Source organism: Enterococcus sp. C102(2024), assembly GCF_040888205.1.
Classification (GTDB): domain Bacteria; phylum Bacillota; class Bacilli; order Lactobacillales; family Enterococcaceae; genus Enterococcus; species Enterococcus faecalis.
Window position 1 is genome coordinate 110147 of record NZ_JBFOHH010000004.1, and the last position, 13503, is coordinate 123649.

General features: G+C 39.5%; 6 protein-coding genes. All 6 read right to left on the minus strand.

Annotated elements, in window-relative coordinates:
• Window positions 1-71 precede the first annotated feature (71 nt).
• Entirely contained in the window at window positions 72-833 is a 762-nt protein-coding gene (locus AB3I34_RS09635) for a formate/nitrite transporter family protein (protein WP_010707950.1), read from the minus strand.
• Between the two features lie 176 nt (window positions 834-1009).
• Window positions 1010-3655 (minus strand): glycosyl hydrolase family 28-related protein, encoded by a 2646-nt coding sequence (locus AB3I34_RS09640; RefSeq protein WP_368027844.1) that lies wholly within the window; start codon window positions 3653-3655, stop codon window positions 1010-1012.
• Window positions 3652-3891, minus strand: a complete 240-nt coding sequence (locus tag AB3I34_RS09645; RefSeq protein WP_010711887.1) for a hypothetical protein — start codon at window positions 3889-3891, stop codon at window positions 3652-3654. The genes AB3I34_RS09640 and AB3I34_RS09645 overlap by 4 nt, the downstream gene beginning before the upstream one ends.
• Before the next feature lie 335 nt (window positions 3892-4226).
• Window positions 4227-5732 (minus strand): helix-turn-helix domain-containing protein, encoded by a 1506-nt coding sequence (locus AB3I34_RS09650; protein WP_002376347.1) that lies wholly within the window; start codon window positions 5730-5732, stop codon window positions 4227-4229.
• Between the two features lie 82 nt (window positions 5733-5814).
• Window positions 5815-6729, minus strand: coding sequence for a diacylglycerol kinase family protein (locus AB3I34_RS09655; protein WP_002407569.1), 915 nt, complete (start codon window positions 6727-6729; stop codon window positions 5815-5817).
• Between the two features lie 273 nt (window positions 6730-7002).
• Window positions 7003-13101 (minus strand): fibrinogen-binding MSCRAMM adhesin Fss1, encoded by a 6099-nt coding sequence (gene fss1 / locus AB3I34_RS09660; RefSeq protein WP_010826296.1) that lies wholly within the window; start codon window positions 13099-13101, stop codon window positions 7003-7005.
• Window positions 13102-13503 lie beyond the last annotated feature (402 nt).

Below are 13503 nucleotides of genomic sequence, written 5' to 3' on the forward strand. Positions count from 1 at the left end.
TTTTGTTTAAAAAGAAAAAACCTGCACAAAGGCATTTAGCCTTTGTATAGGTTTTTATCTGCTAAATGGATTTAATGTTTGCGATAGCTTAAATAGTAAAAGCCAGAAACAAAAATAGCGCCACCAATGATATTACCTAAATAAACAAAAACAAAATTACGGAAAAAATCCCCCCACTGAACGCCGCCTTCGAAAATTGCGGCTGGAATGATGAATGCATTCGCCACACTATGCTGAAAGCCAATTGCAACAAAAATCATTACTGGAAACCAGATGCCTAATAGTTTCCCCGCTGCATCTTTCGCACCATAACAAAGCCATAAGGCCAGCCCTACGAACCAGTTACAGCCAATACCTGAAATAATTGCTTGAAGCCAAGTTGCTGCAACTTTATGTTCTGCAAGAGAAAGAACCTGATTTAAATAGGCGCCGCTACTGGTTAAACCTAAATAATGGCCAAAAAAATAGGCAACAAATAGGGCGCCAACCATATTTGCCAATGTAATTGTGACCCAGTTCACGAGCAATTCTCTGAAAGAAACCTTTTTAGCAAACCAAGCCGTACTCACCGCCATCATGTTTCCTGTGATTAACTCACCACCAGCCATTAAAATAACAATTAGACCAATTGGGAAAACCGCAGCTCCCACTAAAGCTTGAACACTGGCTAAATCTGCTGGAATAGAGGCGGAAACACGCACATAAGCCAAATAGCCGAGGGAAATCATAGCCCCGCCGATAAATCCTAAAATGAGTTTTGCTACCAAAGGCTTTTGAATTTTTTTCTGACCATTTTCAATACTGATACTTAAAATTTCATCTGGTGTATACAAACATTTCACTTCCTTTGTTTTTTGTCCTCCTTTACTTTACCCTTATATCACAGAAATTCAAGTACTTTTGTGTATTTTTTCACTAAAAACTGTAGTTCTTTTAATTTTATATAAAAACATCCTGAAACAAGTCCCATTTCTTGTTTCAGGATGTTTACTTATCCGTTTTTAAAGAGTTATCTTTTCACTTTAAAACAATAGGTTGCTATGGCTAACGATAAAAAGCTCAGGCCTAGGAAGCTCCCAACTGCTGAAGATTGTTCCCCTGTTTTGGGGAATTTTTTCTTGGCAATTTTGGTCGTATTATCCGCTTTTTTGACTGTTCCTGACGATTCTTGATTCGTCTGTATCTGTTTAGTTGCTTGGTTTTCTGCTACTGATTCCTTTGTTTGACTAGCCTTGGCAGAGGGCTTTGAATTACTTTGAGCGGCATTAGGATCTTGATTAGACTCTACCGCGTAAATGACAGAATTCTGGCCTTTGTTTTGGCTGCTTTCGTTTACGGTGCTTTGGGTGCTACTCTCACTTGTACTGTTGGTTTCGCTGGTTGTGCTTGAGGTGCTGCTTTCGCTTGTGTTACTAGTTGTCTCTGTTGATTTTTCAACTAACAGAAGTAACGCCGTTTTTATGGTTTGTGTTAATTGATTAATACGCTTTTGTGCATCTGAAGGTGTTTTAAAGTCACCAAGTGTTGGCTCCAATAATTCTTCATCTGACCAAGCAAGCAATTTTTTTAACTGTTTAGGACTTTCTTCGCCAGTTGTTGTATCTATTAAGGCTTCTTGCATGGCTTGCCAAGAGTCTGTGGTATATACAGATTCGTCTAATTTATGGACGATTGCCAGTTCAGTTTCTGCTTCTGCACGCTCTAGCGTGATATCGGCTTTTTTGACTAATACTTTCATTGCAGATTGCAAATTAGCTGTTAACTGATCCACTTGTTCTTGGGTTTTGTCCCCACTCTCCTGACCTTCTGCTAACAATTGTGTCGCCTGCTGATAATAGGAAGGAACAATCGTTTTAGGCCCAATGGCAGTGAATAACTGCCAAGAGTAGACCGTATATTGGTTTGCTTCACCAATCGAAGCATAAACGGTTTGTAGTTGGGACAAATCAAGCTTTTTTGCCGGGGCCTCTACCGTCACCGGTACGTTCACTGTTACCAATGAACCTGTTTCATAAGTTAATTGAACAGTCACTTTTTGTTGGCCGATTTCATTTAAGACCTCTGGATTGACGATTTTAGCAGTTGGGACTGCTTCATCCGCGTCATTTGTATTAGCAACCAGTTGCTGCGGATCGATCGATTGTCCTTGCACAATCGTTGTAGCCACAGGGGTTGCTAAAGTATTTCTAACCGGAATTGGCGTATTTTTATATTGCTCATAAAGCGTTGGTGAAATTAATGATTCCCATGTTGCTGGCATTAAGCGATAGTCCGCCTCTGTCCAATTTTCTACCAATAATTGGCCGTTTTTAAGGCCATCATCTCGAGTATTGTCTTTCACAAAACTCGTTTCTGGTCGGAACCCACCGCCACTAGCGATTAACAATTCCCGACGTCGGTTTTGCGGAATATTATGGTAGTTAACAAACTGATTGTTGATAAATACGCCATTGAACACATTGTTATTTCCTGTATGTCGATTGTATTCCATCCCAATTGCATATTGATTGTCCCAATACTTCCAATCAAAAATGTTATTAGCCACTAACCAGTTAGAGAGTTCTGAAATAGCCCCCTCTGCTTGCGTTTCTGCCAAACCGATCTCTGGTGTTCCATACATAATGAGACCTGTATTTCGCAAATAATTATTCATAATCGTAATATTACGGCCTGATTTAAACTTAAATCCGCCAGCTGGACCATTTTGTAGTCCGCGTAAATGATTCCCTACTACCGTGATGTTTTGGGCGCCACGGAAATAAATTGCATGATCTCCCACTAGACCATTCAAGTTTTCATTATCATAGGGTGAATAGAAAAAATTATGTTGGACAGTTACATCCTTCAGCATATTAAAAGAATTAACCCCGGTGGATAGATAATTTTGTTCATTAGGTACTGAAATAGCACCGGCTTCAATGGCTGTTTGTAAACGTGTAATAGTCGCTGCTAAGTCTGAACGACTGGTACTTTTAATCGCATCTAATTCTGTCACTTTTAACCCAAATAGATTGTCCACGATGTCTACATCTGACATATACTGGAAGCGACTTGGCGTTGAATAACCACCAATGTAAATCGCTCGGTTAAAATCACCTCCCGATTGCATATGTGCCGTGTCTCGCATGAAAATATTACCTGAAATTTTAACGCCAATATCTGCATTTAAATTGACCACGAATCCTTTTAATGGATTATAAAAGATATTGTTTGCTAGCGTTAATTGATTCGTCAATTTTAAGGTCACATTGATGCCGTCAAAAGCAATATTTTGAAGTCGTACATTGGTTTTCGTCCCGTACGTTGTGTCTGTTAGCTGAATCGGCGCACCTGTAGCATTATGTAAAATAGTGGCTCCTGTTGTATCGCCAATTAATTGATAATTTGAAGAAATCGCAATATCTTTTGACAGAGCATAACTTCCCTGTGGTAAAAATAATGCCCGTCCTTCCTTTGCTGTCTGACTCAGCAACGTCTGTAACTTCTCTGTTTGATCCTCTGTGCTATTAGGCACCATCGCTTGCGCACCAAAAATCGTTGTATCTGTTGCGTTAACTGGTTCAACCGCTTCGGTCACCATTGGCAGACCAACCACTGTCAATAAACCAAATAGAAGAATGAGCATTGTTTTCTTCATGTGTTTCCCTCTTTTCATTCCGTTACTTCCAACGGCTTATTTTGTAAAAGTTGATACAGCGTAATAACACGACTGTCTTCGTATGCATAAATTTTTTTGAATTTTGGATTCATATGTAAGATACTTGTTACCTTTAACAAGTTTTGATTTGTGACTTCCAATTCTAAAGCTTCAACCAATTCCTTTAATCGGATGCCTGCACTATTTTCTTCACAACTTAAGATTTCTTCAATTTGTTCCATCCGTTTTTTCATCTTATCCCGCCTTCCTTCCCTTGCTCTTTCTATTATATAGAAAAATTCTTGTGAGAAACCTCAATATTTTTTAACTGACTGTTAAAAAAAGTAGTAGTTCCTTTGCTATCAATAGCTAATCATCTATTATTTACGATAAAAAAAGCAAAAAAAGTACCTTTTTGACATAATTTTCAGAAGAATTGACGCAGTATTTATTAAAAAACAACGAGAAAACGTCAATAAGTAGGTAATCAACACCTACTTATTGACGTTTTCTTCTTGTCTTTTTTTACTTTTTAGAAAAATTTTTTTACAATTTATCAGATATGTGCATCAAAATAGCCTATTTTTTATTAAAGTGACGTGGTTCTTTTCTCGTTAATTTTTACTATTTTTTGGTTCAAACGATTATATTGCTCAAACGTTAACTCACTTGAAAGTAAAAAGATCTCTGGATGGCCCGTTTCCACATCTGCCAAAGAAGTCACTAATAGTAAATCAATATTTTGCCATTCTTCTTTGCTTGCTTCACTGTATCGTAAAACTTCCAATGCATAAAACCGACGAAAATTATTTTCAATCGAAAGTTTCACCCGTTCTTCTTCCAGTACTGGCAAGCCTGATTTTAACCCTAAAACAATTTTTTGTTCGCGATGAATTAAATCATTGGAAAGCGCCAAAACACTAGAATAACGCAAAGCCAAAAATTCTTTATTTGTAAATAATTCATTGCCTGTTTGTTCGTAAAGTTGATTTAAACCTTGAATTAACTCTGCTAAAAGAACCGGATATTTTTCTTTGATTTTATTCCAAAAGACATTGTACATTTTCACATTTTGGACATAGTAAAGTTCGGCAAATAAATGTGTAGCAAACAAATAATAAAAAATTTGCGGACGAATTTTCTCCAATTGCGGCGTCATGTGTATTTCTTCTAATAAGAAATGTTGGACTAAATGAGTCAACATGTAAACAGGCGCTTCAGACTCATCAAAATGCGCTAAAATAGCTTGTGCAGTGGCTTCGTCTTGATAAAATTGGTCATTGGCCAACAAGAAAAAGTACACAAAGGTCAAGTCGTTTTTATTAAGGAAAAGGGTTGTAGCTGTCATCTCTTCTATAAAAGCTTGGTAATGTTTATTACCTTCTAAATAAGTTTCTTGCTCGGCTGAAGGTCGATATTCGGCACCTTGCGCACTACGGACTTTTGAGATAGCGACCATATATTTAACTCGGCGTATCACCGTTTCCGCAACTTCTACGTTGAAAAAAGCCATCATTTTTTGGACGGTTTGTGCGACTTCCGTTTCTTGTATATAGTCAAAAGGCCAAGTATCACGGATTAAGTCCATAAAAATAGTGTAAGCAAAATGGCGCAAATACGCTTCATTGCCTTCAATTTTCCAGGTGCTTTTATTAATCACTAACCCCAATGGCGCTAAAATTTCTGTAAACCCTTTAAGCAAGCGCCGAATCGTGGCATCACTGGTATGATATTTTGCTGTCGCTGGCACAATTCCATTAAATCGACCCCAGAATAAATCTTCCATTACTTGATAAGTTAAACTATCCCGAAAAATTGCTGTATAAAGTTTCTGGAACGCTTGGCTAGACGCCAAGTTCAAGCGATAGCCATGCCCCTTTTCAAAAGCCAAAGAAGCATCATTATCCACAGCATAATACGTAATGTCATCTTTTAGAAGTTCTACGTATTTTTTGACTGATTTTTTGTTTAATTGTAATTCTTCTGCTAACTCATTGATGTCAATCCAGCCTTCATTAATTGGCAAGTTTCTTAAAATAATAATTTTAGAAACGACATCTGTATCGAATATATCAACATATTCATCCCATTTCACTGTTCACTCAACTGCCTCTCTTCTGTTCTATTGTACACAAAATGAGAAATCTATTCCACGAAAAAAATAACAGTTGTTTCTTTTATTCTTTCGTAGATGTGGACGTTTCAGGAACAAACACGTTGAGTCCCCCAGCTTCCACCGTTACTTTAATCGGTAAATCATCAGTAGGGTCGCCATCTGTTCGTGTTTGGACTTTCTTGTCTTTTTCGCCACTAATTTTAAATTGACTCCCAGAGAAATACACGACACCAGGAATTTCATTTAATTGTCCTCTGATAATTTTAGGTAAATAATAGACAAACTTGTAAAAAACTAACTTAGGTAAAATGATAATGTGCACTTCGCCGTCATCTGGCGTGGCATTGGCATCGAAATTGGTAAAGCCGCCAGCAGAATTCGTCATGGTCATCGTTAATAATTGGGCTTTGCCATGCCAACGTCTTTCATCGCCATCAATTTTTAGTTTGTATTTTTTCTTTTTCATTAATAAGCGGAAAAATTGCTTTGTAAAGGCTAAAGGACCATATTTTTGTTTCTCCTGTTGGGTCACATTTGCTGCTGTATCTGCTAATAGTCCAATCGTTAAGGTCGAAATCATCACATCTTGATTTACCATCCCAAAATCAACTGGCGTGGTCTGTCCTGCCAAAATGGTCTCAAAGGCGTCTTCTTCTTTCAAAGGAATACTTAACACACGTGCAAAATTATTGACTGTTCCACCTGGAATAATCCCTATTTGATAGTCACGAATGGTGTCTTTAAAATTTTGAACGGCATGATGAATGGTCCCGTCACCACCAATGACGACCAAGACACCCACTTGATTTTCCTTGGCATTTTTCCGCATTTCTTCAGGATCAATGTCTGGATTGGAAGGTTGCAAAATAACCGCTTCCCCTTTCGCTTCTGCAGCTTTTTTAAAGCGTTCTGCAATCTCTTTACTTTCACTACTTCCTGAAGTTTCGTTGTATAAAACCATCATCTTTTTCATCATTCTATCCTCATATCTCTAACTAAATTTCTTGCACATGTAAAGTGTACAATATTTTAGCCAAAATACCTAAAGATAGCATCGAAAAACAACGGCTGAGGCACAAGCGGTTATCTCCAAGAATCCAGTAAGTTCTGTTCAAAGGCTAAACTGAGATGAAGGGATACCTGAGAATGTCAATAAGAAGGAGCTACTTTTGTTCAGTTGATTAGCTTAAGATGAAAAAACAGGCCATCCGTCGAAAGGACGGATGGCCTGTTTTTTTATAGCTTTTGCTTATTTCTTGCTCTTTTTATAGAAGAGCCAACTTGCCAAACCGACCAACAGGAGGCCGATAAAGACAAAGAAGTAATTGACTTGTGTGTTGGTTTTCGGTAAACCAAGCCAACCTGTCTCTCTAGCTGCATGTTTCGTTGTTGGCTGATTTGGTTTTGTTTTTTTGGATACAGGTTGTTTCTCGTTAACAAACGTGCCCGCATCCACGAGTTCAGGTTTGTCTTTCGCTGTTGCCGCAATAGTGAATGCGACTGCTTGCTTAGACAGTTGGTAACCATCCGGTGCTTTTGTTTCCACAAAGGTATATTTCCCTGGTTGTAAGTGGTTCACTTGAACTAACCCTTGGTTGTCAGAACGTAATGAACGAGCGACAGTTTGCCCTGTCTCTACATCTGTCACTTTAAATTCAGCACCTGCTAAGGCATTCTTTTGCTGATCAATTTTCACCAGCTTGGCAGCACCTTGGTAATTAATAAAAGGGGCTTTAAGTACCACAGTGGCTGGTTTGCCTTGGTTGTCTTTGGCAATCGTAAAGCTTGCGCTTGGCGTTTCATTAAGAAGATAGCCAGTTGGCGCTTGTGTCTCCACAAAACGATACGTTCCCGGTGCTAAGTTTTTCGCAATGACTTTGCCTTGCTTGTCGGACACCAGATTGGTTTGTCCAGCTACGGTTTGCCCTGTTTCATCAATGACCTTAAACACCGCACCTGCCAATGCTTCACCTGTTTCGTTTTCTTTGGTTAATTGAGCAGTTCCTTGATAATTGATAAGATCGCCTAAAGCAATTGGCTGCCCTTTTCCTAGTTGGGCGGTTACATCAAATGGATGTGGCGTTGTGTCTAACAGATAGCCTGTTGGTGCTTTCGTTTCCACTAAAACGTAATGCCCTTCATTCAGCCCTTTAGCGTAAATTTCGCCAGTCTTATCCGTTGTTATTTCAGAAACTTTTTCTCCTGCACGATTCAAGAATGTTATCGGTGAACCTTGTGGCTGATTCTGCTCATCGGCATTGTAAATTGCAAAAACTGCACCCGCTAAGGTTTGACCTTGCTCATTGACTTTACGTCCCGTTACTTCCGCTTGATAATTTACAAACGCTAACTCATCTAGTGGTTGTTTATCATTTGAATTCTTCTTCACTACAAAATAAATGGGTTGTTTATTGACGATATAGCCATCCGTTGCATCCAGTTCATCTAATTCATAGCTACCAGCGCCTAAATCGTCCATAGCCAATGAACCATCTTTTTCAGCAGTTACTTCTCTTTCAAAGATTTTTTCCCCGTTTTCGATTCGATACAATTTAAAAATTGTTCCTGGAAGTGGATTCGCATTGGCATCAATTTTCTTAAAGACGGCGCGTCCTTTGAAATTGGCGAAGGCTCCTAATTGGAAGATCTCCGGATCACCTTTGAAATCACCACGAATTTCTACTTTTACTAATTCAGGATAAATAATATAATCTGCGCCATCTGGTAATTTTGGTGCTTTGATTTCTTTGTAATAATAGGTACCTGGCGCCAAGTCTCTAAAGATAATTTTGCCATCTTTGCCACTCGTTGCTGTAATCCCTAATGATTGTTTATTGTGATCATATAATTCAAAAACAGCACCTGCTAATGGTTGGTCTGCGCTATTCGTTTTCACGATTTGGAAAGCCCCTTTGTAATTAACAAAGTTGTCACTAGCAACAACGACCGCTGGTTTACCAGCATTTTTCTCAGCAATTTCAAATGGGACTGGCGTGGTATTTAATAAATAGCCTGTTGGCGCTTTGGTTTCTACAAAGCGATATTTTCCTGGGGCTAAGTGCTCTGCAACAATTTCCCCTTGATTATTTGTCGTCAAGCCTGTTTGAATCGTTTGTCCCTTCGCATCAAGCACTTTAAATGTCGCACCACTTAATAAGTGTCCATTCACATCTTTTTTGATTAATTTAGCTGCGCCTTGATAGTTAACAAAGTTAGCCGTTGCTATAACTGTTGCTGGTTTGCCCCGATCGCTTGCTGCAATCGTGAAAGCACTTGGTTCAGTGTTTAAAAGGTACCCTGCTGGCGCTTTGGTTTCCACAAATTGATATTTGCCTGGGGCTAAATCCGTCACTGTGACTTTTCCGTTTGCATCCGAAACTACGTGTTCTCGAACCGCTTGTCCTGTGGCATCAAGGACTGAAAATTCAGCACCTGCTAATGGATTGCCTGCTTGGTCTTTTTTAATTAGTTCAGCAGAACCTTGGTAATTAAGCATTTTGACATGAACATCACGAATTTGCCCGCTCGTATTTTGTGTCACAATGAATCGTTTGGGTGTCGTGTCTAAAAGATAGCCTGTCGGTGCTTCGATTTCTGTGAACTGATAAAGCCCTGGTTTTAAACTATCCACCTCTAACTGGCCATTCGCGTTGGTTCGATCCGGCGCAAGGGGAACTTCTTCCCAATGAGTAAACGGCGTGGTTACGGCATGCTCTAATTTAAAGCGTGCATTGACTAATTTTTTGCCCTTCTCATCTGTTTTTTCTAAAATTACTTTACTGACATCGTTTTTAATAATGGTTGGCTGTGCATCATCTGCTGAAGTTTCTTCATTGATGGTGATGGTTTGGCCTTTAGCTAGTTCGTCCGAAACTGTATAACCTTCTGGTGCTTTTGTCTCCACCAAAATGTATTGCCCTTGCGGCAACCCACCAAATGTGATAATCCCAGTGGCGTCTACTGTACCTTCACGTAGGACTTGTGTTTTAGCTTGGTCCCAAATTTGGAAATGAGCGCCTGCTAAAATAGTCGTCCCATCCATGGCTGTTTTCTTCAGCTGAATTTTGCCTTTGGTCCCTGTGGCATGCCCGCCACTGTGATCAATGTCAACGACCACATCGCCATTGTCATCCCCATGAACGACTTCTGAACCATTTCCAGTAATTGACACTTGGTTGGATACCGTGTCTGTACTCCCCGCCGCTGAAGAAGTCACTAAACTACGATATTCCATATAATAAGGTGCTTCAATATGAGCCATTTTAACGACAATTTTTTGTTGTCCTGTTTCATTATCGGTGGTAATTTCCAATGTGTAATCTTTTCCTTCTTCTAAAACAACAGATTTATCTGGGGTAATCGTTCCGTCTTCTGTTACGTTGGTACCGTAAATCACTAATGACTTGGGATCTAATACTTGGTTTGGTGAGGGTGTATCAGTAATAACCACATCGTCTAAAACCGATTGGGCGCCATTAATCATTACATGCCAGTACACATGGTCTGGATCATCTTTGTGGTATTCCCCACCCTTTTTCACTGATTCGCCACCATGTTGAATGGAAACTTTTCCTGTCACATCACGTGAAGAACCTTGGTTTGTATAAGATGCGGTGTTGTCATAGCTAGCCGAACCTTCGATAACTTTTTCATCAACAGACGTCTTAAATTCAATCACATACGTACGACTATCATTAGGAAAATCAACACGCCAAGTATTTTGGTTTTTCTCGCTTGGTTCTTCCATTGTGATATCCGTCAACGGTTGCGTTGGTTTCACTTTTTCAACCGAACCATCTGGCTTCGTATTGCCTTCATAGACCTTCAAACTCCCAGCCAAATAGGTTTGATTGGCTAAAATTGGATCCGTTAAAAAGGCGTCAACTAAACGATTATTACTTAAATTAACCGCAATCGTCCAAGTGATTTCTTTGGTGACGGCATTGTAAACACCGCTTTTTTGCGCATTTAAATCAAAAGCAGGTAAAGGTTTAAACGGTTTACTATCTTCTGAATGATGATTGTTTCCCGCTTCATCCGTCCAATCAATGGCAGCGGTATTTCGATAATGGTCCAACGCGGGATCATTAGCGTCTAACTCGGTAACATCGAAAAAGGTAGTATAGGTTATGTGGAAAGCATCACTTGTTTTGGCATACGCCCCCATGAAACTTAACTTAAAGCCTGTTTCACCATCTGCATTACGAGTTATTTCTACCATGAAATCCTTGCCTAACGTCAACTGAGCACCAGTGGTTGTATCTTTGACAACCAACGAATTGGGTACCATAGTTAAGCCAGGAACTGGTTCGTACGTATCCGTAATCACGGCATTTTCCATCAAATAATTATTTTGATTCACAGCTAACGTCCAACCAATCGTTGAATTTTGATAATCCACTGCACCAGTGTTTTTAATAATATTTTGTTGACTGGCTGTGCCATCACCTTCTGAATGCTGACCAGTGCCAACATCCACACGATTATTCACGGCAACATCGCCTTCGACAATTCCATCAACTTTGGTTTTATAATCAATCTTGACTGCACCAGTCACATCATGTAAAAAGTCAATTGCAAAGGAACCGTCTCCGTTGATTACCACTTTGTAATCTTTTCCTTCCACAAGTTCTGCTCCAACGACTTCATTTCCTTTGTCATCAAACGTCACTGAATATAAATGTAAAGAATCTGGTTCAAACGTTAAATTATCGCCCATTGTGTCTGTAATGACTGCTTGGTCTTTTGGAATGGTTTGTTCACCATAGTTGTAGTTAATTTCCCAAGTGAATTCTTGATTGGCTTCGTCATAATCTATATTGCGCTTATCTAACATTTTGCCATAGGTTGCCGTCACAGTTGCTTCAGCATCTAACCCATTTGGATTATTATCACTTGTTAACGTCGCGTGATTTTTAAAAGGCACATCGCCGCCGCCATCTGGAATAACCGCCTCGTCAATCGTCGTTTGGTACTCAAGACGATACGCTTTATTGGTGTCACCTTTAATCGTCACATTGCCATTTTTATCGACGGTATATTCATCTGGGCTAAGTTCGCGCCCCACTTCTTTAATTGTTCCATCAAGATTCATCACTAACTCATAGACTTTCACTGACTTAAAGGTATTCCCTGTTGGCCATGTTTCCGTCACAGTTGGATTTGTTTGATCTTTCATCGCTTGATTGATATCTACCGTCCAAGTAATCGCACTAGGATTGGGCGTTCGATCAAAATGGCCTTGTTTATCAATTTGTTGTTCGGTATCTGGGACAATCGGAATCACTACAGGCGGCAAATCTTCTTGTGTAGGAATATCAATCACCCAATCTCCTGGGCCCCGCCCATCTGAATCATTCAAATGAGTATCTAAAGAAAAGTCCCCGTGAATGTCACTTTCAGATGTAATTCGCTCATTAAAGGTAAAACGAACCGTACCATCTTCACTAATTGTGTAGGTTCCATAGACATTGCCTTCTGCATCAACTAAATCACCTGAACCTGGTTTATTAGGTTTCAAATTGCCAGGTAATTGAAACTCGAAGTAATCGCCTGCTTTCATTTGTTTCCGCACATCTTCTGGAATCGACCAGTTAAAGTTCCAATGAATGGTCACATCTTCTTTGTACGGCGGTGTTGCTGGTGTGCCATCAGGATTTAAATAAATCGGATCCTCAAAATTATCGATAATCGTTGTTTCATCGCCTGTAAAATAGTTACTGATATTTGTTGGTCCTGCTACGCGCGGTTTGACAGTCGTAGACTCGGTTGTTTTACTTTCTATCGCTTTTGTCGTGCTGGTGACAGTTTCTTCGGACGAACGAGGAACAGAGGAGTTTGTAGATGCTTCTTCTGTTGAACCTTCATTCGCTGATGTGACTGGCGAACTCGTGATTGTCGTTGATTCTGTCGGATCAGTACCGGTATTTAACGTCAACGCTCGTTGTTGTTGTCCATAAGAAAACGTCACATCTTCTGTAGCTGTAGGGTTCAACGTTAAGACTAACGTATCTGCTAACGCTTGCTGATTCAATTCAATTTGAATCTGTTTCTTCTGGTCATCCACTTGAATCTTGCGCGTATTATTGGGCGCTGCCCAATGTGCAGCTTTGAGTGACACATTGGCACTATAATGCACTACAACCTCTTGTGTTGCTGGTTGTGCTTTTCCTTGAAGCGCTAAGGTCATTTCTTGCTGGCTGGTTTGCTTCACTTCTCCTAACGTTAACTGGCCATCGCTGTTAACATCTTCCGCCAAAGCCATGAGTGGTGTGCCATAATTTAGAACAAGTAACAAACACATCAACCCGTAGAGCCAACGGTTTACCATTGGACCATTCTTTCTCATTTCTTTCATCCTTCCTCTACTAACGACACATAGAAGAGAACGTTCACTTCGTACCAATTTTTTATTTTAAACCAAATAAGTGAGTGCTCTTCTGTTGTCTTTCTTCCTTGCTAAAACAGACAGCCAACACACCTTTTCTTTTTATCTCCTCAAAACGCACTCTTGCTTCGAATGCGGATTCATTTTCTGCTTATTCCTATAGACCCTTCTATAAGAATAAGAAGAGTATAACGGGATTTTTCAGCAAAAATTATCAACAACTTCTCCTCCAAATAGAAAAAGTTGATAAAACACTAGAAACCCTTTTCACCTTTATAAAAACACTCCCTTAATCCTTTTTTATTTGTACTAGTCCTTCTTCCACTATACCGTTTTTTTTAAACTTTTTCACAAGAACGAACT

Coding starts and splice junctions, on each gene's coding strand:
- AB3I34_RS09645 (WP_010711887.1), bottom strand. CDS start 3,891: ATGAAAAAACGGATGGAACAAATTGAAGAAATCTTAAGTTGTGAAGAA.
- AB3I34_RS09655 (WP_002407569.1), bottom strand. CDS start 6,729: ATGATGAAAAAGATGATGGTTTTATACAACGAAACTTCAGGAAGTAGT.
- AB3I34_RS09640 (WP_368027844.1), bottom strand. CDS start 3,655: ATGAAAAGAGGGAAACACATGAAGAAAACAATGCTCATTCTTCTATTT.
- fss1 (WP_010826296.1), bottom strand. CDS start 13,101: ATGAGAAAGAATGGTCCAATGGTAAACCGTTGGCTCTACGGGTTGATG.